Origin of the sequence: Chroococcidiopsis sp. CCALA 051, assembly GCF_003015105.1 — a bacterium.
GTDB lineage: Bacteria > Cyanobacteriota > Cyanobacteriia > Cyanobacteriales > Chroococcidiopsidaceae > Chroococcidiopsis > Chroococcidiopsis thermalis.
In genome coordinates, this window is sequence record NZ_PYCI01000004.1 from 69881 (window position 1) to 89483 (window position 19603).

Annotated in this window: 17 protein-coding genes; 8 read left to right on the top strand and 9 right to left on the bottom strand. The window is 44.7% G+C overall.

Features of this window, described 5'->3' with window-relative positions; genetic code table 11:
• Positions 1–107: 107 nt before the first annotated feature.
• Complete coding sequence (locus tag C7Y66_RS01705) at positions 108–752, top strand: MBL fold metallo-hydrolase (protein WP_106544244.1); 645 nt, start codon at positions 108–110, stop codon at positions 750–752.
• A gap of 7 nt (positions 753–759) precedes the next feature.
• Here C7Y66_RS01705 and crtR read toward each other — a convergent pair whose 3' ends face one another.
• Complete coding sequence (gene crtR, locus C7Y66_RS01710; protein ID WP_015155217.1) at positions 760–1692, bottom strand: beta-carotene hydroxylase; 933 nt, start codon at positions 1690–1692, stop codon at positions 760–762.
• 191 nt (positions 1693–1883) lie between these two features.
• Between crtR and pyk the strand changes: the two genes are divergently transcribed.
• Entirely contained in the window at positions 1884–3650 is a 1767-nt protein-coding gene (gene pyk, locus C7Y66_RS01715) for a pyruvate kinase (RefSeq protein ID WP_106544245.1), read from the top strand.
• 111 nt (positions 3651–3761) lie between these two features.
• On the opposite strand, the gene C7Y66_RS01720 is transcribed toward pyk, so the two are convergent.
• The 4 genes from C7Y66_RS01720 to cax (C7Y66_RS01735) form a co-directional block, all read right to left on the bottom strand.
• On the bottom strand, positions 3762–4148 hold the full coding sequence (locus C7Y66_RS01720; RefSeq protein WP_106544246.1) for a DUF4440 domain-containing protein: 387 nt from the start codon (positions 4146–4148) through the stop codon (positions 3762–3764).
• A 479-nt stretch (positions 4149–4627) separates the two neighbouring features.
• Positions 4628–5113 carry a globin domain-containing protein gene (locus C7Y66_RS01725; protein WP_015155214.1) on the bottom strand — a complete coding sequence of 162 codons (486 nt, stop codon included), beginning with the start codon at positions 5111–5113 and terminating at the stop codon, positions 4628–4630.
• Between the two features lie 326 nt (positions 5114–5439).
• Entirely contained in the window at positions 5440–6531 is a 1092-nt protein-coding gene (cax, locus tag C7Y66_RS01730; protein ID WP_015155213.1) for a calcium/proton exchanger, read from the bottom strand.
• 6 nt (positions 6532–6537) lie between these two features.
• The gene (gene cax, locus C7Y66_RS01735; RefSeq protein WP_015155212.1) at positions 6538–7635 is read right to left on the bottom strand and encodes a calcium/proton exchanger; all 1098 of its coding nucleotides are present in this window, start codon (positions 7633–7635) and stop codon (positions 6538–6540) included.
• A 487-nt stretch (positions 7636–8122) separates the two neighbouring features.
• Here cax (C7Y66_RS01735) and C7Y66_RS01740 point away from each other — a divergent pair, with 487 nt between their 5' ends.
• Genes C7Y66_RS01740 through bchH form a run of 3 tightly spaced genes read left to right on the top strand, consistent with a single transcriptional unit; the run spans position 8123 to position 14815 of the window.
• Entirely contained in the window at positions 8123–10840 is a 2718-nt protein-coding gene (locus tag C7Y66_RS01740; protein WP_106544247.1) for a DUF3536 domain-containing protein, read from the top strand.
• A gap of 18 nt (positions 10841–10858) precedes the next feature.
• Positions 10859–10999 (top strand): hypothetical protein, encoded by a 141-nt coding sequence (locus C7Y66_RS30840; RefSeq protein WP_158265850.1) that lies wholly within the window; start codon positions 10859–10861, stop codon positions 10997–10999.
• A gap of 9 nt (positions 11000–11008) precedes the next feature.
• On the top strand, positions 11009–14815 hold the full coding sequence (bchH, locus tag C7Y66_RS01745) for a magnesium chelatase subunit H (RefSeq protein WP_106544248.1): 3807 nt from the start codon (positions 11009–11011) through the stop codon (positions 14813–14815).
• Positions 14816–14872: 57 nt separating this feature from the next.
• Here the strand turns inward: bchH and C7Y66_RS01750 are convergent, their stop codons facing one another.
• The 3 genes from C7Y66_RS01750 to C7Y66_RS01760 form a co-directional block, all read right to left on the bottom strand.
• Positions 14873–15496: an HD domain-containing protein gene (locus C7Y66_RS01750; protein WP_106544249.1), complete on the bottom strand. Its 624-nt coding sequence runs from the start codon at positions 15494–15496 to the stop codon at positions 14873–14875.
• A 60-nt stretch (positions 15497–15556) separates the two neighbouring features.
• On the bottom strand, positions 15557–16045 hold the full coding sequence (locus C7Y66_RS01755; RefSeq protein ID WP_233222483.1) for a protein tyrosine phosphatase family protein: 489 nt from the start codon (positions 16043–16045) through the stop codon (positions 15557–15559).
• Between the two features lie 95 nt (positions 16046–16140).
• Complete coding sequence (locus C7Y66_RS01760) at positions 16141–16584, bottom strand: DUF6220 domain-containing protein (RefSeq protein WP_106544250.1); 444 nt, start codon at positions 16582–16584, stop codon at positions 16141–16143.
• A gap of 115 nt (positions 16585–16699) precedes the next feature.
• Here C7Y66_RS01760 and C7Y66_RS01765 point away from each other — a divergent pair, with 115 nt between their 5' ends.
• Positions 16700–17410, top strand: a complete 711-nt coding sequence (locus C7Y66_RS01765) for a LuxR C-terminal-related transcriptional regulator (RefSeq protein ID WP_041462499.1) — start codon at positions 16700–16702, stop codon at positions 17408–17410.
• Between the two features lie 11 nt (positions 17411–17421).
• On the opposite strand, the gene C7Y66_RS01770 is transcribed toward C7Y66_RS01765, so the two are convergent.
• Positions 17422–18225, bottom strand: a complete 804-nt coding sequence (locus tag C7Y66_RS01770; RefSeq protein ID WP_233222484.1) for a class II aldolase/adducin family protein — start codon at positions 18223–18225, stop codon at positions 17422–17424.
• A 209-nt stretch (positions 18226–18434) separates the two neighbouring features.
• On the opposite strand from C7Y66_RS01770, the gene C7Y66_RS01775 reads away from it, so the two are divergent.
• Complete coding sequence (locus C7Y66_RS01775) at positions 18435–19250, top strand: glycosyltransferase family 39 protein (RefSeq protein WP_158265851.1); 816 nt, start codon at positions 18435–18437, stop codon at positions 19248–19250.
• Between the two features lie 59 nt (positions 19251–19309).
• Positions 19310–19603, top strand: a 294-nt coding sequence (locus C7Y66_RS01780; RefSeq protein WP_146149726.1) for a hypothetical protein, incomplete at its 3' end; no start/stop codon positions are given.

Below are 19603 nucleotides of genomic sequence, written 5' to 3' on the forward strand. Positions count from 1 at the left end.
CTTTCACCTCCTATTTGCCGTGCCAGTGCCATAACTTTTATCGCCACCATAAGTTCACCGTTAGACTCCCAATTTAACTTTTGCCCCTCACTAATCATTCCCGAACTTTGCAAAACCAACCTACCCGTTCTCCCAAACTACCACAGGCAATTTGGCATAATGTATTTGCGTTTCCACCCAATAGAGAGACGCTAGGAGGAACTGCTTATCTTATTGTAGAAAATCAAGGCAATATTCTGATAGACTCTCCAGGTTGGGATGAAGTGAATCGGGAATATCTCAATTCTTTGGGTGGAGTCCGCTGGTTATTTACGACGCACAGAGGTGCGATCGGTCAAACGCGACACCTGCAAGCAACGTACAACTGCGAGATTATCATTCAGGAACAAGAAGCCTATTTGTTGCCAGGATTAAAAGTTACGACGTTTGAGCGAGAATTCAACCTGGAAAATGGGATTCAAATTATCTGGACTCCCGGACATTCGCCTGGTTCTGCTTGCCTTTACTACCCGCAGCATGGGGGTATTTTGTTTTCTGGTCGTCACATTCTCCCCAATCTCCAAGGCGAACCAGCACCGCTGAGAACGGCAAAAACTTTCCACTGGTTACGCCAATTACGCAGCGTCAAACTCATTTGCGATCGCTTTACCCCAGAAACCTTGCAATATATCTGCCCTGGGGCAAATACAGGGTTTCTGCGGGGTCAGCGAGTTATTAGCAATGCGTATGAGAGATTGAATTGTGGGAGTTAGTAGTTGGTTATTGGTCATTGTGTAGAGACGTTACATGTAACGTCTCTACACTCGTTTCCTCTTTCCGATGCAACCGAATCCCTAGAAAGACATCATATAAAAAGCTCCAAAAGTCTTTTCCTTGCCAGATACCTAGAGTTTGAGGACTGCCTTTGGCATCCAAAAGATGCTTGGTGGCATGGTATGCGGGTTGATATTTATACCAGGGAATTGAAGGCCATAGGTGATGGGTGAGGTGATAATTCTGTCCGCCGATCAATAGATTCAGTACCGGATTGGGATAAACTCTGGCATTTGTCCAACGCCCGCGATCGCTAAATGGACGATGGGGTAGATAATCAAAAAATAATCCTAAAGTTAGACCCACAATCGCAGTTGGGATAAACCAAAAATTGAGGATATAGCCCAAAAAGTGATATTGAATAGAAATGTAAAAAATTGCTGCGACAATTGCACGGCTAATAAACCACTCTAATAGTTCGTATTTTCGCCACAATCGCCGCTGAAAGAAAAATACTTCATGATAAAAGAAGCGAGCATTAATTAACCACAGAGGACCACCAGTAGAGACAAAATGATCTGGATCGTTTTCTGGGTCGTTGACATGGGCGTGGTGCTGTAGGTGTACCCGCGTAAATACGGGAAACGAAAAAGCTAACATCATGGCGCTGCCATGCCCTAAAATTGCATTGATAATTCGATTAGGATGGGCAGCTTGGTGGCAAGCATCATGAATCACAGTGCCAGACAGATGAATGGCAAGAACGTTAATTGTGAAGCAGCACCAGTGTTGCCACTCCCACAGCCAGTAACCGCAGTTGGATAATGCCAATAAGGTCATGGCTGCCAGAAACATCCACACATCGGGATTTATTTTCTCAGGAGGTGCTAAAAACTCCTTGGGAACTGTCAGTGGCTTCTTTGCCTCCGACGCGATCATCTTGACTCCTTTTGTTATCGGGTGTTGCAAATTATGTTGCAAATTATTATGGTACGTTCACTAGAATACTAAAGTTTTGTGTAGCATGAGTCATTTTGACTACTGCTACTAGCAATTTATTCTCTGGCGATCGGGTGATATACCGATCGCATTACGATCTGTAGTTTGTTATCCCCTTGAAAGTTGCCTTCATGCAGTCACTAGACTCCGTTCGTCGCACTAAAATTGTCGCTACCATTGGTCCCGCTACCAGTAGCCCAGAAGTCCTCAAAGCATTGATTGAGGCTGGAGCAACCACTTTGCGGCTGAATTTTTCCCACGGCACTCACGCCGACCACCAACGCAGTATTCGCCTGATCCGGCAGACCGCTTTTGAATTGGATCGTCCGGTTGGAATTTTACAAGACTTACAGGGACCGAAAATTCGCCTGGGTAAGTTTGAGACTGGCTCGATTCAAGTGGGTCGGGGCGATCGCTTTACTTTAACTAGCGATCGCATTATCGGGACTCAAGAGCGCAGTTGCGTGACTTATGACCTGCTAGCCGATGAAGTCCCTGTAGGAGCGTCAATTTTACTGGATGATGGACGAGTCGAAATGCTCGTGGAAGATGTCGATCGCAGCAATCGAGAATTGCATTGTTGCGTCACTGTCGGAGGCATTCTTTCTAATAATAAAGGGGTAAATTTTCCTGGGGTCTATCTATCCATCAAGGCAATGACAGATAAAGACCGCGAAGATTTACTCTTTGGTCTAGATCAAGGTGTAGATTGGGTCGCCCTTTCTTTTGTCCGCAATCCTCAAGATATTCTAGAAATTAAAGAAATTATTTCTAATGCAGGGAAGCAAGTGCCTGTAGTTGCCAAGATTGAGAAACACGAGGCGATCGATCAGATGGAGGCAATTTTGCCTCTGTGCGATGGTGTGATGGTGGCTAGAGGGGATTTGGGGGTAGAACTACCAGCGGAAGACGTGCCGATCTTGCAAAAGCGGTTGATCGTGACGGCAAATCGCTTAGGTATCCCAATTATCACGGCAACCCAAATGTTAGACAGCATGGTTCACAGTCCCCGACCGACTCGCGCTGAAGTATCGGATGTGGCAAATGCAATTTTAGATGGTACGGATGCAGTGATGCTGTCGAATGAGACGGCTGTGGGGAAATATCCGGTGGAAGCCGTGGCGACAATGGCAAAAATTGCCGTGCGGATCGAACAGGAACAGGCTCTAGCCTCACCTCCAGCTCATATCAAAGATGCGCGGCGATCGATCCCCAATGCGATCAGTCAAGCAGTAGGACAGATTGCCGAACAATTAGAAGCATCTGCAATTATGACGATGACGAAGACAGGTTCGACGGCGCGAAATGTGTCTAAGTTTCGACCTCAGACTCCAATTCTTGCCGTCACTCCCCATGTCGATATAGCCCGACAGCTACAAATGGTGTGGGGAGTTAGACCGCTACTGGTACTGGATTTAGCTTCAACGGGACAAACGTTTCAGTCGGCTCTTAATGTAGCGCTAGAGAAAAATCTCTTAACAGAAGGAGATTTGGTCGTGATGACAGCTGGGACGCTTCAGGGAGTATCGGGATCGACAGATTTGATTAAGGTGGAAGTGGTGACGGCTTTACTCGGTCAAGGGATTGGCATCGGTCAGGGTTCCGTCAGCGGTCGCGCTAGGGTAGCTCACGCCGGAATAGATGTGAGTAAGTTTAATCCTGGGGAAATATTGGTTGCGCCCCGCACTTCTGCCGATTTTGTCGATGCAATTCGCAAAGCCGCAGGGATTATCACTGAAGATGCGAGTCTTACCAGTCATGCTGCGGTCTTGGGTTTGCGTTTGGGGATTCCTGTCATTGTAGGAGTCAAACGCGCTACCGAAGTGATTCGGGATGGGGCAATTTTGACTTTAGATATGCAGCGAGGATTGATTTATTCTGGGGCGGTGGGGGGTTAAGTAGAAGAGGCGATCGCATCCTGTTTGAGAAATTGAGTTAAGGGTGCGATCGCATTTCATAGATAATCTTTCGTAAGACTCCTACTGATATCTCAGGAAGTCAATCAATCGTTACTTGAGGTTCCACATTTGCCTCTTAATTAGCCATTCTCCCGAGTCCTCTTGATGGAAAAGCCAAGTCTTCGTGGTTTTGTATGAATTTGTCGCCCCATCAGCGTAGGCGACAGTGTTCACATTGCCCTGCGCAATTCCATATACCCATCGATCGTCGATCCGTAGAGCATCAAGGGGTGTCAGCTGAACAGTCCATTTTGCAACGTCATAGTCCTTCTGTTCGCTCTTTGAAATCTCATCCGAACCGCGCTCAGGCTCCGATCCTGGTGGAATCCGAATCGCATCTGTAGCGAATAGCTTCCGATAGGCTGTCGAATCGTTGGCGCTCACAGCTGCCTGATACTTTTCACACATTGCCTTGAGAACCTCGTTCGCGTCAATCATAGTTCGCTCCTTGGTTAGGTTGCTCTTTCCTATTCCACAGCAGGTGAGCAGTATTGGTATAACCGAAGCCAACTTCTCGCACCGGATCTCATGGCAGCATCTCCGTGCAGCTGAATATCGTCGAACTTATCGACGCAAGACTAGTTTTGAGTCAAAACTGAGTGAGATCGCTATGCGTCCTTGTTGGAGCGAGTAATTAGAATAAACTCCACAAAAGTTACTCAAACTAAATACTTAACTGCCACCAGCGTGACATATTTATATTTTTATACTACTTAATTCGTAGCGGTTTTCGCAATAGTAAATTACAAATCTTTGAGAACATTAAACTGAATCGAAATATTGGGTAAAGCGATCGCATATTCTGATTACTTTGATTTTAAGGATAGGCGATCGCACGGTCTATTAGGCACTCACCCTGTTTCAGCTTCTCGACTAAAATAGCCGTTACTTTGGCTTCCTTCGGTCAGTCCAATGCACTAGGGATGACTAGCTTTCGCCAATTGCTCAGTTAGTTCTCGATCTTCTTGTTTGTAGATCGCATTTTCTTTTTGAATAAAGATGTTGGCTAAAGCATTATAGGCTTCAGCCCATGCTGCAATAACCTCATCAGTTGCGGCATCTTGCAAAACATCTTTCATCGCCTGCAACAGCTTTTCACCAATCAGTGGATATTGCTCTGGTAGTATGCGAGTTTCTACATGACGATGGGCAATTTTATCTACTGCCGTAGCTAACTCATCTAGGCGGTCAATATGAGTTGCATAGGCGTAAACAGCCGCAGCTAACTTGCGTGCTTGTCCGCCACCGTCTAGATGCTGCATCCAAGTCGTTTCAAAGCTGCGTTTATAGTCAGGTCGTTCTTCAAATGCAATTTGATACATCCGCCTGGTAATTTCTTCACCTTTTTCTTTAATAATTGGTGCAGTTGCTTTAACAATTTCAATCGTTTTTTGACTAACCATTGTTTAAAGTTCTCCTCTTACAATAGAGACTGTTGGCAACCTAAGAGATAACTATTAATACAATTGACTTTTTCTGTCTCATACCTTCAACATAGTTCTGACACTAAATTGTGCGATCTAACTTCCAGAGCTATGTAACTAGATTGCTACATCACTCGTATAATATAATACAATATTATTGGCTTTATTAAGCAGAGAACTGCAACGTGACATAGCCAGCAGCCATGTTAATTTCTTTTCTTGTTTTAGAGCTAATTGACAATACTTAATGATAGGGTCGAGGGGTGCGTATTCCACTCGACCCTTGAGTTTTTGTTAGCTCTAAATTACACTGGATGAAAATAGAAAGCTAAGCCCAAGACTGCATAGGTTGCTAATAGCAAAGTTCCTTCTAACCAGTTAGAACGTCCATCTAAACTAATCAGATTTGCGACTAACACAGCGATCGCTACAGCTACGGCTTCAAAAGGATTGAAATCTAAATCCATTGGCTGTCCGATTACCTGTCCGACAATTACCAACACAGGAGCCATAAACAATGCTACCAAAAGGCTCGAACCCATTGCGATCGAGACGGACAAGTCCATATTATTTTTGACCGCAACTCGCACTGCTGTCACGTATTCTGCCGCACCACCAACTAGAGGTAACAGCACCACACCTGTAAATAAAGGAGTTAACCCCAATCCAGCGGTAGCTTCCTCCACCTGACCGACAAACAACTCTGACTCGTAAGCAACAGCAAGCGTGGCGGCGGCTAGAACGCCAACCCACAGCCAGAGATTAGGTTTATGGGTAGACGATTCAGACTTGGGTTGAGCTTCATTTTCCAAATCTACCAATCCCACGTCGTATAGATAGCTGTGGGTTTTTAACGAAAATAGCAGCGTCATTCCGTAAACAAGAATTAACACGACTGCGGCTGCAATGGAGAGATTTTTAATCGCTACTGGTTCTATGCCGCTAGAAGTTTCAATCACCAGTGTCGGTAGAATAATTGCGATCGCGGCTAGTGTCATGGAAGAACCATTCACCCGCGCTACCACAGGTTGAAAATCCTGTTCTTTGTAACGCAAACCTCCCAACAACATCGCCAAACCCATAGCTAGGAGTAGATTGCTGATAATACTACCCGTAATACTGGCTTTGACAATATCAACCAATCCTTCTTTAAGGGCAACTAGGGCAATAATTAGCTCTGTGGCATTGCCGAATACGGCATTTAACAACGCACCAATTGAGGAACCCGTAACAATCGCTACTTCCTCCGTCGCCGTACTCAGCCAAATTGCTAAAGGGACGATTGCGATCCCTGACGTGATAAATATTGTTAGCGATCCCCACTCTAAATAACGAGCTGCGATCGAGATGGGAATGAAAACCAACAATCCAAGCGAGATAATATTCTTGATTGACATGAGGGATTATCCGATACCGTCAATTACGGGGTGGAAATAAAACGCCAACCCCAACACTGCATATGCAGCTAACAGCAATGTACCCTCTAACCAGTTCGAGCGACCATCGGAACTAATAGAATTTGCAATTAATACCGATACTGCTACTGCTACCAGTTCAAACGGATTGAAGTTGAGATCCATTGGCTGTCCCAACACCCAGCCAGTTATCACTAGTACGGGAGCGACAAATAACGCAATCTGCAAGCTCGATCCCAAAGCAACAGATACCGAAAGATCCATTTTGTTTTTCATCGCTACGGTAACGGCTGTAGCGTGTTCTGCGGCATTACCGATAATTGGGACTAGAACCACCCCTGTAAACAAAGCTGTTAAACCTAGCTGGGATGTCGCAACTTCTAAAGCATCAACTAGCAATTCTGATTCCACTGCCACGAGAATCGTCGCCCCTAATAATACTCCCACCCATACCCACAACTTAGATTTTGCCTCTTCTGCATCATCTTCACTTGGTTCGGCTGCTGCTACTCCGGCATCGTAGAGATAGACATGAGTTTTCATCGAAAACACCAATGTCATTATGTACACTGCCATCAAGACGATCGCGATCGCAATGGAAAGATGTTGAATTGTAGCTTCGCTAATCCCGCTAGAGGTAAAGTCTACAGCCGTGGGGATCAAAATGGCGATCGCGGCTAAATTCATCAAAGAAGCATTCACCCGCGCTACCACAGGCTGAAACTCCTGTTCTTTGTAACGCAACCCTCCCAGCAGCATCGATAAACCCATCACCAGCAGCAAGTTACCGATAATCGATCCTGTGATACTGGCTTTCACCACATCAACCAATCCAGCATTGAGCGCCACGATCGCGATAATTAACTCAGTGGCATTACCAAAAGTCGCATTCAACAACCCGCCTAAAGTTGGACCCACAACTACTGCAAGTTCTTCAGTTGCACTTCCCATCCAAGCCGCCAGCGGTAGAATAGCCAACCCTGCCGTAATAAATACTGTCAACTCTCCCCACTCTAGTATGTGAGCGGCGATCGACACTGGGACAAATAGCAGTAGGACTGAAAACAGAATATTTTTTCCTGACATTAGCACACTGAATTAGAGGTACAACCGATTGTAGGTGGAGGTTGTTGGTTGTTGGGAATGGGTAATTCGTCATAAATTCTGCACGGGCGGGTTTTGTAAGTAGATTGCTGGTTATAGGCGTGAATTTTTTGCTAAACCCGCCCCTACGACAACTGATAACTGATTTGTAACTAAACCTATAGATTCGTGAACCGATCCCCAAAGCTAGTTGCAAAAATATTAAGCCAATCTTAAATAAACCTAAACTTGCAGTTTAATAAGATCGAGTGCGATCTCTTGCTGAGGAGCAAGGTCAAGCTAGGGTGCGACTGACTTCAACAGATGCCATCAGTTACGATTTACCGCCCAGCTATCTCGATCTCTGCTTCATTTGAGTTTTAATCTAGAGTCTTAAGTACGTTATTTCACATAGCTACTCCTTTGAGCAATGTAGGGTAGCAGATTGTAGAGCTTGTAAAAATTAATTTGTAATTTGGATATAACTTTCATGACCTCTGCTGCCGATCTTCCAGCTGCTGAATCAAATTTTTCGCTCGATCGCGATGCCAAGCATCAAGTAAGTCTCAATCCCCTGCAAACGGCTACAGGTGTATACGTGACCGTTCACGGTCATTTCTATCAGCCACCTCGCGAGAATCCTTACTTAGATGCGATCGAGCGTCAGCCTAGTGCTGCACCCGCTCACGACTGGAACGAACGCATCCACCATGAATGCTATCGTCCAAATGCTTTTGCCAGGGTATTGAACGATCGCGGTGAAGTTTTGGGGATCGTTAACAACTACGAGTATTTCAGCTTCAATTTCGGTTCTACGCTGCTGTCTTGGTTAGAGCGGTACGATTTAGAGGTGTATCAGCGGATAATTGAAGCAGACCGCAATAGTTGCGCTCGTCTTAACGGTCACGGGAATGCGATCGCTCAAGTTTACAATCACATCATTCTACCTCTAGCTAACGAACGAGACAAATACACTCAAATCCGTTGGGGTATAGAAGATTTTCGCTCCCGGTTTGGACGCGCTCCCGAAGGGATGTGGTTGGCGGAAACTGCGGTAGACTATCCCACCTTAGAGGCTTTGGTAGCAGAGGGAATTCGCTTCATCATCCTCGCTCCCTCCCAAGCCCAACGCTGTCGAACGATCCCCACAGACGAACAGCCAGTAACTCAGTGGCACGAAGTTGGGGGTAGCCAGATCGATCCCACTCGTCCCTATCGTTGCTATTTGAAATCGTCAAATGTAGAGACGTTACATGTAACGTCTCTACAAGAAACCCCATACATAGATATCTTCTTCTACGATGGTCCAATTTCGCGGGACATGGGTTTCAGCGATGCACTCAGCAATTCCCATCAGTTTATCGGACGGATGGGACTGGCAATTCGCGGGGATCGCCGTCCCGCACAGTTAATTTCTGTTGCTACAGATGGTGAAACTTTCGGACATCACAAAGGTGGTACGGAAAAAACCTTCGCCTATGCCTTTACAGAAGAATTTCCCCGCCGAGGTTGGACGGTAACGAACTACGCCCATTATCTCAGCCTCGATCCGCCAACTTGGGAAGTAGAACTCAAGCCCGTCACTGCTTGGAGTTGTTCGCATGGTGTAGACCGCTGGCAAGATGATTGTGGTTGCGGTGGTGGTGGTGAGTGGCATCAAAAATGGCGGCGACCCCTACGCAACGCCCTTGATTGGCTGCGCGATCGCTTAATTGATGTTTACGAAACTGCTGCTAAAAGTTTATTCTGCGATCCCTGGTTAGCACGGGATGAATATATTCAAGTCATTCGCGATCGCTCGGTGGCTAATGTCGAGCGTTTCCTTTCTCATCATCAATCCCATTCGCTGACGGACTCAGAACGAGTCGATGCTCTGCGGTTATTGGAGATGCAGCGCCATGCCTTGTTAATGTATACGAGTTGCGGTTGGTTCTTTGAAGAAATTTCCCGTCCCGAAGGCACGCAAATTTTGCGTTATGCTGCTAGAGCTTTGGAACTTGCCGAAGATGTGGCAGGCGTGCAACTGGAAAAAGAATTTATCAACCATCTCAGCCTTGCTCCTAGTAATGTCGAGTTTTTCGGTCATGGGGCGGAAGTTTACCGTCAACTGGTGTTAACTGCTCAAGTTAACTTTCAGCAAATTGCCGCTCAATATGCCATTACGTCCTTATTTAGGAAACAGGAAATCGGCTCTAACGGTCAACGGTCAACGGTCAACAGCCAACTGGATCGCTTTTCTACAACCCACTGCCCGCTGCCTACTCCGCATATCTATTGCTATACAGTCAATCAGCTAGACTACCAATGGCAGCGCGTCGGTACGCTGACTCTAGCCGTAGGGCAATTGGAACTCACGTCAGAAATTACCTGGGAGAAGGAAGAGTTGGTGTTTGCCGTGTTGCATCTCGGTGGCTGGGATTTTCATTGCTGCATTCAGCCATTTACAGGGCGGCGATCGTACAACCAGATGAAAGAGCAAGTGTTTGAGTCTTTGCAACAAGCTAGCGCCGCCCATGCAATTCAGAAGATGATTCAAATATTTGGCGATCGCTCGTTCAATTTGCAAGATTTAATTGCGGAAGAACGTCACCGGATCGTCCAGATGTTAAGTCAGGAAAGCTTGACACGGTTAGATTTGCTCTACACCCAAGTTTACCGCGATAACTATGGGGTACTCATGGCTTACCACCGCGATTACTTACCCGTACCCCAAGAATTGCAAGTTGCGGCTGAGATTGCTTTGGGTAGTCGCTGTTTAGATTTGGTGCGATCGCTATGTGAAGAAATTGGGGATCGTGACACTTGGGAACACTGGGCAGAATTAGAAGCAGTCGCTACAGAAGCTAACTTGTTACGCTGTCAGTTGAAGTTACCAGAAGTTAAACAGAGTCTAGAACAGCTGATGCTGCGATCGCTCTGGCAACTATTACACGGTAATGTTGCTGTAGAAGACATTCAAAAAATCGAGCGCGCGATCGATCTTGGTTATCAGCTCAATCTCGGTTTATCATTGGCACGCGTCCAAGAAGTTTACTGCCGCTGTCTGCACAGTCAAATTATCCCGCAGTGTCGCCAAACTCTTGACGGTGACGCAGAAAGTCGAAATGGCGATCGTCCGATGTGGGATTTGACCCAATTACGCTATCTATTGAGGTTGGGGCAGAAATTATCTGTAGATGTTGGCGGCTGGTTGGATCGAATTGGGTAGTGGCGAGATTGGGATAAGATGGCATACGTTGGTAGGGGCGCACAGCTGTGCGCCCCTACTACAGGTCTTGTATCTCATCCGGTTGAAAATCACGATCGAAGATCGCATCTCTACCCAGGCAAGAAATTTCTCCTTAAGATCGAAGGAGAAATTTCTTGACATCTGGGCATGAAGCGCATAGTACTGATCGCTGGGTTTGAATCTTTCAACGCTGACTTGTACCGCCAAGCGGCAGATTTGGCACGTTCCCGCTGCCCAGAATTAGAAATTTGCGTATTTAGCGATCGCGATATTTCTACCAAACCTACAGAAATAGAGGCTGCACTCGATAACGCTGATGTTTTCTTCGGTAGCTTGCTATTTGACTACGATCAAGTTTTGTGGTTGCGCGATCGCCTCACCGCGATCCCGATTCGCTTGGTATTTGAGTCAGCCTTGGAATTAATGAGTTTAACCAAACTCGGTGCATTTGCGATCGGTGACAAACCCAAGGGAATGCCCAAGCCAGTTAAATTTATTCTGGATAAATTTAGTCAAGGACGAGAAGAAGACAGACTTGCAGGATATATCAGCTTTTTGAAAGTGGGACCAAAACTATTGAAATACGTCCCAGTTCAAAAAGTGCAAGATTTACGCAACTGGTTAATTATCTACGGCTATTGGAATGCGGGTGGTGCGGATAATGTTGCGGCACTATTTTGGACGCTAGCCGAAAAATATTTAGGGTTAAGAATAGGTGATATTCCTCCCCCGATCGAAACACCCAATATGGGGTTATTACACCCCGATTATTCAGGATTTTTCACCTCACCCCGCGAATATATAAATTGGTATCAAAAATGTAGAGAGGTTACATGTAACGTCTCTACACAACCAATCGTCGGAATTTTACTTTACCGCAAACACGTCATCACCAAACAACCTTATATTCCCCAATTAATTCGCTATTTTGAACGGGCAGGATTAATCCCTTTACCAATTTTTATTAACGGTGTAGAAGGACACGTTGCAGTCAGAGATTGGATGACGACAACTTATGAAACCGCACAAAGACAGCTAGGAAATGTCGAAACTCCTTCTTTATCGAGTGAAGCTGTTACAGTCGATGCAATCGTTTCTACTATTGGCTTTCCTTTGGTAGGTGGTCCGGCGGGTTCGATGGAAGCTGGACGACAGGTAGAAGTTGCTACACGCATTCTCAGCGCCAAGAATGTACCCTATATCGTTGCTGCACCACTCTTAATTCAAGACATCCATTCTTGGACGCGCCAAGGAATCGGGGGCTTGCAAAGTGTCGTATTATATGCACTACCAGAACTCGACGGCGCGATCGATACCGTGCCTTTAGGTGGCTTGGTGGGAGAAAAGATCTATCTGATCCCCGAACGAGTCCAGCGTTTGGTAGCAAGGTTGCACAAATGGATTGTTTTGCGTCAGAAACCTGCGGCTGAAAGGAAAATAGCCATTATTCTCTATGGTTTTCCCCCTGGTTACGGAGCTACAGGGACGGCAGCCTTATTAAACGTACCGCGATCGCTGCTGAAATTTCTCCAAGCTTTAAAAGATCGAGGCTATACCGTTGGAGACTTACCGGAAGACGGGGAAGAATTGATCCGGTGGGTAAAACAGGCAGATGAAAATATTCCTGTAGGGGCGCACAGCCGTGCGCCCCTACAATCTATCGTTCCAACCGATGCGCCCCTACAAAATACCGTTCCCACGCAGAGGTTAGAAAAATGGCTTGGTTACTTGCAAACATCTCGAATTGAGAAACATTGGAAATCTCTGTCCGGTAGCGGTATTAAAACTTACGGTGATGAGTTACTTGTGGGTGGAGTACAGTTAGGTAATGTTTGGATTGGCGTACAACCGCCTTTAGGTATTCCTGGCGATCCGATGCGGTTGATGTTCGATCGCGATTTAACTCCCCATCCTCAATATGCAGCTTACTACAAATGGTTGCAACAAGAATTTCAAGCAGATGCAGTGATTCATTTTGGAATGCACGGGACGGTGGAATGGTTGCCTGGTTCTCCTTTGGGAAATACAGGCTATTCTTGGTCGGATATTTTGTTAGGAAATCTGCCCAATTTGTATATCTATGCTGCGAATAATCCCTCTGAGTCAATTTTGGCAAAGCGGCGAGGATACGGTACGATTATTTCTCATAACGTTCCTCCTTACGGTCGGGCAGGCTTATACAAAGAGTTAGTAGCATTGCGCGATTTAATTGCTGAATATCGCGAAGATCCAGAGAAGAACTATGCTTTGAAAGAAGCAATTTGTAAGAAAATTGTAGATACGGGAATTAATACAGATTGTCCCTTGGCAGAAGCAAAGCATTTAGGGATTGCTTTTACTCCTGAGAACGCCCGGTTATTTAGTAAAGTCGTCTTCGATCGCTATTTATTACAGGTATACGAGTATTTACAAGTATTAGAGAACCGCCTATTTTCCAGCGGATTGCACGTTTTAGGAGAACCGCCGAACGCCGAACAATTAGCAAGTTATCTGCAAGCATATTTTGGCGAAGAATTATCAGCAGATGCGGTAGACGCGATCGCAAATGGGAAAATTGTAGGGGCGGGTTTAGCCCAAGATTCACAGCCAAAACGAGACGGCTTTCCTCAAAACCCGCCCGTCAATGCGATCGCACAATTAGAAGAAGCGTTACAAATCCGCGATTTATTGATGCAAACGGATGAGGAATTAACCAATTTACTACGCGGACTCAATGGTGAGTACATCCCTCCTGCACCTGGAGGCGATCTGTTGCGGGATGGTATGGGTGTGTTACCTACAGGACGCAACATTCACGCTTTAGATCCCTACAGAATGCCTTCACCTGCGGCATATGAAAGAGGAAAGGCGATCGCGCAAAATATTATCAGCCAACATCTACAAGAACATGGGGCATATCCCGAAACCGTGGCGGTGATGTTATGGGGACTGGATGCAATTAAAACGCGGGGCGAGTCTTTAGGAATTTTACTGGAATTAGTCGGCGCGGAACCCATCAAGGAAGGTACGGGGCGAATCGTTCGTTATGGATTGAAGCCGCTTGCCCAAGTGGGACATCCTCGGATTGACGTGTTAGGCAATCTTTCCGGCATATTTCGCGATAGCTTTGTCAACATTATCGAATTACTCGACGATCTATTCCAACGGGCGGCTATGGCAGAGGAATCGGAGACAGAAAATTTCATCCGCAAGCACTATTTAGCCTTACAAGCGCAGGGCGTAGAAAATCCGTCGGCGCGGCTATTTTCCAATCCCGCAGGTGATTTTGGTTCGATGGTAAACGAACGAGTCACGGATGGAAATTGGGAATCGGGGGATGAGTTAGGTAATACTTGGCGCGATCGCAATGTATTTAGTTATGGTAGACAAGATAAGGGACGGGCTAGACCGGAAGTCTTGACGCAATTGTTGCAAAAGTGCGATCGCATCGTTCAAGAAATCGATTCTGTAGAATACGGTCTGACGGATATTCAGGAATATTATGCTAATACGGGTGGTTTGAAAAAGGCAGCGGAAAAGCAGCGGGGGAAAAAAGTGACTGCTAGTTTTGTCGAAAGTTTTTCTCAAGATACCACTCCGCGCAATTTGGACGATTTACTGAGAATGGAATACCGCACCAAATTACTCAATCCTAAATGGGCGGAGGCAATGGCGAATCAAGGTTCGGGAGGTGCGTTTGAAATTTCTCAACGCATGACAGCTTTAATTGGTTGGGGTGGGACTGCCGATTTTACCGATGATTGGGTTTACGACCAAGCCGCCGATACTTACGTTCTAGATGCAGAGATGGCAGAAAAGTTACGCAAGGCAAATCCCGAAGCTTTTCGTAATATTGTTGGTAGAGCGATCGAAGCACACGGACGCGGTTTTTGGAATGTCGATTCTGAAAAGTTGGAAAAATTACGCCAGTTGTATGAAATGACAGAAAATGAATTAGAAGGAGTAAATCAGTAAAGAGTGGTGCGTGGTGCGTGGTGCGTGGTAGAAATACAAATGACAAATGACAAATTGCTATTCTGAAAAGGGACTATGAGAAATCATGTCATCAAAACTAGGACAATTGAAGCCGTGAATATGACATTTGCCTAAGTCGGCTAACCAGGTGAAAGCTACTACTTCTGGTTTGCGTTTCACTTGCGAGACGAGCAAATCTGTAAGCGATTTATTTACATTTAAGCGGGGATATGCATCTATTACCTGCTCTACTATTTCAGAGGAAATTTCTGGCAAACGCAACCCAAATACATCTGCTCCAGCACCTAAATGAACTAAAGCAATTTCTGGCTGTTTGCGGGAAGCAATACCAATTGAAGTATGTAAGGCGATCGCATCCCAAATCATTTCTGCTTTTTCTGTTGATAACCCATGTTCTACCAGAAATGTTCTGGCTGCATCAGCACCATCTACCTCAAATCTTTGGTTGCTATCAAATCGTTCGGTTAAGCCAAGATCGTGCATTACTGCGCCTAAATAAAGTAACTCGCGATCGTATTTAAGTCCATCTCGTTGCGCGATCGCCTCTGCAAATAAATAGGTGCGAATGCAGTGATTATACAAAAACTTGGGTGATACTTCAGCCACCAATTGAGTTGCTTTTTTCGCTAATGCACTATCTGGAATTGATAAGTCTTTCATGAGATTATATGAATCATTCATTCAAAGTTGATTGATTTGTAAGCCGCGTGCAACTCCCTATTACCTATTATCCATTACCTCCTTCATAAACTGCTGCCAAACATCATCAGGAACCCAAAGTTTATACAAGTCTATTTGTGCTGGTTCTTCATCTATATTTTGATAAATTTGACGATAGAGATACATAAATGCAGAAACGCGAAAATTACCTGCACAGTGGACAAAAACAGGGCGATCGCTATTAGCTTGCATGACTTGAGCAAAGCGATCGAATTCTTCTAAAGTTGGTTTATTCCAAATGACGGGAATGTGAACGTACTCCATACCCAGAGACTCCACAAGTGCTGCTTCGTTCGGTAATGTAGTTTCAAATTTTTCGAGTGGAGCAAGATTAATTAGCACTTGATAACCCGCTTCTTTAATTGCTGCTATTTGTGACTCAGTTGGTTGTCCTGATGTAGCAATTAAATCTGAAATTTGGAGATAATTAAAAATATCTTCAAGTTTCTCGCCCATGACATTCACACCTAAGTTTGTACTAACAACCATTTTCAGAAGACTGTAAATAGTCTTTACTGGATTTGTGACTCTCATATGTTCTAGAACATGTCTATTTAAGTTACGAACACTCGTGAAGGTAGTCATTAGTCATGTGTCACAGCAGTCTCTTCCACATCTGATTTGCCAGATATAATCTGCCAGATACGATGAACCAAAGTTGTAGATATAGAAAATAGCGTGAATCCAAACAAGGGATGAAGTACGCCTAGAGGGAAGGGTGACTTCAAATGAATTGTGAGAAATTGTAGCCCTAGCAATATTGGCATACTTGTTGTCAAACTCCGCACTCGACGCGAGTATGGAACTAAGTACACCCACACCAATAAAACTAAAGACAATCCACTATAACCACGCACCAGCCACACATGGACATTCCACCACTGAGGACTGTAGAAATAGGCGAGTCCAACGGTTAACACTTGGATAGTCAGGCAAAGGTTAAAAAGTACTGCAACTGTATAAAAACCGATTTGATTCCAGCGTCGAGATGCTGTCGGCGCAAAATTGAAATTAGAACTGAGTGCCATGCTAAAGTTTTCCTTGAGGGGAATCGAGAAGAGATTGACTGTCACTGAAGCTAAGATAATATTGCTCTCCCAATTGCATCTAGTCCTCGATCGGGTACAGTTTGCACTCACAATGATGAGAGATTCTTTACAATCTTTATTAACGGCGATCGCTCAGGCGCAAAATCTTCCAGAAGTACACCAGCGTGTCATGGTAACAGTCAGCGAGTACTTTGCAGCCCGCCGCTGTAGGCTATTTTTCTTTGATGAACTTTCCTCTGTCGATCCCAAGTGGCAAGGTATTCTCAAATTCGCTACATCGGTAGAATACAATCCAGTTTTACGCTACTTGGTCGAACACCACGCACCCGTACATGAAGCATTAGTCGTGTCACCTAAAGCCTGGAGAGCAATTTGTCCCCGCGCCGATCATTGGCATGTCATGACAGGACCAATTGTCTGCAACAGCCAGCTAGTGGGTGGAATTGGATTGACTCGCGAACGGGGCAATCTTGCCTTTACCACTCAAGATTTAACCGATCTGGGTGCAATTTGTTTGCATTTATCTACTCGCATGGCAACAATGCGATCGCCTTCTGTTAGCTGCCATTTAGAGATAGATCGATCTAAATCCAGCGCTGACAATTCTCTTCGTCTTACGCCGCGTGAAATTCAAATAGCCGATTTAGTGGCTCAAGGATTGACAAATGCCGAAATTGGCACGCAACTTTGGATTACTGAAAATTCTGTCAAACAAGCGCTCAAACGTATATTTCGCAAATTGAATGTCTCATCCCGCGCTCAAATGGTGGCACAATTACAAAATGCCCTATCTAGGGCATTCTGATGGCTGAGTTGCTAGTCATCAAGCGAGTCGGGTTCTTGCTGCACAATTCTGTCATACAGCGGTTGAAAGCTAAACCAGCCGATATGGTGAGAACCTACTTGGCTGTGGGCAGTACTTGCTTGTTGAGGATCGATGACGCGAGGCATACCAGCGGCTTCTGCCATGAGTTGCGCTTGACAGGAACGATCCATTGTAATGAACCACCAAGCTGCTTCGTCTACTGTTTCTCCTACAGTCAGTAAACCGTGATTTCTCAGAATAATGGCTTTGTTTTGTCCTAGAGTTTGGGCAATGCGTTTGCCTTCGGCTGGATCGAGTACGACTCCGGTATAGTCGTCAAATAAGCTGTGGTCTTGGTAGAAAGCACAAGCATCCTGAGTGAGGGGATCGAGGAGGCGACCGAGGCTAGACCAGCTTTTACCGTAGAGAGAGTGGGCGTGGGCGGCGGCGACGATATCGGGACGGGCGGCGTGAATTTGAGAATGGATGGCGAAGGCGGCTGCGTTAACTGGTTTGTTGCCTTCTACAACTTCACCTTTGTCGTTGACGAGAATCAAATCTCGCGCGCGAATCTGTCCGAAGTGCATTCCAAAGGGATTGACCCAAAAGCAATTGCGGTATTCAGGATCGCGGACTGTGATGTGTCCGGCGATACCCTCATCAAAGCCGTAGTGAGAGAAGAGGCGGAAAGCAACCGCTAAGCGTTGTTTGCGATCGCGACGTTCTTCTGCAACTGTGGCAAAAGTTGGTGGTACTGGCATCTGAGGAATTGATGTGGATACTGTCATGCGATCGCCTCCTTTATTTATAGCCATACCCGCACAAATTAACTAACTCTATTTTACCGTTCAGAAACAATTTATTAGTGTATTTCTCAATCTTTTGTATAGAAAATTACAGAGATTTTAAACCTACATGGGATATTTTTGATCTAACTTTTTTGGAAAAGTATTAGCTTTGATTGTTCCTTGTAATTCGAGCTCGGCTATTTTTTCGACTAAATCTTATTAATTTCAGAATGAATATGAGATTAAAGCAAGTCAAACAGATAGATTTATTAGTTTGTATAGGCTTTACGATTTTAGTTTTTCTCTTACGGTTGCCAGCCTTCTTTGAGTTTGGGATCAACAACAACGGTGATGAAGGTTTGTACTTTTTGATAGCCAGAGATTTTCTGGCGGGTAAACTTCCTTATACAGAAATTTGGGACAACAAACCCATTGGGATATACCTAATTTATTGTCTGGGTATAATTCTATTCGGCAATTCAGTTTTTTCAACAGCTATTATGGCTTGTTTGGCTGTTGCACTGACCTGCTTTCTCTTATATAAGTTTGGTACATTACTGGGTAACGGTCAGCGTCAACTTGGATTAATAGCAGGTTTGCTTTACGCTACTTTTTCAACAGGGAACGATGAACTTGCCGCTAATACAGAAATATTTTTTGCCGTTTTTACCACATTCTCATTTTACCAGTTATTTCAAATAAATACTGAGGGTTCAGTGCGCCGCAATTTCCTACGGCTATTTACTATTGGTTTGGCAATGGGAATAGCACTATCAATTAAGCAAGTCGTGATATTTGAGTTCATTGCTATTGTAATTTTAACGGCGATTGCTTTGCGGTTTTTGCCACCAAAAACTAAAAAGTATCGATTCAAACACCTTTGGCGAAGCTACGTGTTTCTGCTTTCTGGTTTTATCCTTCCTACTATCTTAATCGCAGTTTATTTTTGGATTAACGGTCACTTCAACGATTATGTATCTGCTAATTTCACAGCTAACTTATTGCGTGTCACTGGGGAGAGAGTGACATTGGCAAGCTTGGATCGGGATTGACAATTCAAATTAAGAGGAACTTATTTCTATTATTGGGTTTATTCGCGACACCTCTTTATATGAGAACAATTGGTAGACATAATTTAGGCGAGAATAAAAAGCTAGTTTATATACTTGTGTGGATATTTGCAGCCATTCTTGGTGTTTCTTCTCCTAAAAGCTTTTATGCAAACTATTTTATTCAAGTTTTACCTTCTTTGGCTTTGCTCAATGCTTATTTAATTAACAATATAGTTTTAAAAATCAATAAATTTACGAATTTTAAAAACATTCTTTTATTGACTTTCATCTTAGTAACGCCGATATTTAATAATTTATATCCTCAAATTCAACTCAGCGGAAAGTATATATAC

What these genes read in the sequence shown, in the direction of transcription:
- crtR (WP_015155217.1), bottom strand. Translation starts at nt 1,692, where the DNA reads ATGATCGCGTCGGAGGCAAAGAAGCCACTGACAGTTCCCAAGGAGTTT.
- C7Y66_RS01760 (WP_106544250.1), bottom strand. Translation starts at nt 16,584, where the DNA reads ATGGCACTCAGTTCTAATTTCAATTTTGCGCCGACAGCATCTCGACGC.
- C7Y66_RS01725 (WP_015155214.1), bottom strand. Translation starts at nt 5,113, where the DNA reads ATGGTTAGTCAAAAAACGATTGAAATTGTTAAAGCAACTGCACCAATT.
- pyk (WP_106544245.1), top strand. Translation starts at nt 1,884, where the DNA reads ATGCAGTCACTAGACTCCGTTCGTCGCACTAAAATTGTCGCTACCATT.
- cax (WP_015155213.1), bottom strand. Translation starts at nt 6,531, where the DNA reads ATGTCAATCAAGAATATTATCTCGCTTGGATTGTTGGTTTTCATTCCC.
- cax (WP_015155212.1), bottom strand. Translation starts at nt 7,635, where the DNA reads ATGTCAGGAAAAAATATTCTGTTTTCAGTCCTACTGCTATTTGTCCCA.
- C7Y66_RS01750 (WP_106544249.1), bottom strand. Translation starts at nt 15,496, where the DNA reads ATGAAAGACTTATCAATTCCAGATAGTGCATTAGCGAAAAAAGCAACT.
- C7Y66_RS01720 (WP_106544246.1), bottom strand. Translation starts at nt 4,148, where the DNA reads ATGATTGACGCGAACGAGGTTCTCAAGGCAATGTGTGAAAAGTATCAG.
- bchH (WP_106544248.1), top strand. Translation starts at nt 11,009, where the DNA reads ATGAAGCGCATAGTACTGATCGCTGGGTTTGAATCTTTCAACGCTGAC.
- C7Y66_RS30840 (WP_158265850.1), top strand. Translation starts at nt 10,859, where the DNA reads ATGGCATACGTTGGTAGGGGCGCACAGCTGTGCGCCCCTACTACAGGT.
- C7Y66_RS01765 (WP_041462499.1), top strand. Translation starts at nt 16,700, where the DNA reads ATGAGAGATTCTTTACAATCTTTATTAACGGCGATCGCTCAGGCGCAA.
- C7Y66_RS01740 (WP_106544247.1), top strand. Translation starts at nt 8,123, where the DNA reads ATGACCTCTGCTGCCGATCTTCCAGCTGCTGAATCAAATTTTTCGCTC.
- C7Y66_RS01775 (WP_158265851.1), top strand. Translation starts at nt 18,435, where the DNA reads ATGAGATTAAAGCAAGTCAAACAGATAGATTTATTAGTTTGTATAGGC.
- C7Y66_RS01755 (WP_233222483.1), bottom strand. Translation starts at nt 16,045, where the DNA reads ATGGTTGTTAGTACAAACTTAGGTGTGAATGTCATGGGCGAGAAACTT.
- C7Y66_RS01770 (WP_233222484.1), bottom strand. Translation starts at nt 18,225, where the DNA reads ATGGCTATAAATAAAGGAGGCGATCGCATGACAGTATCCACATCAATT.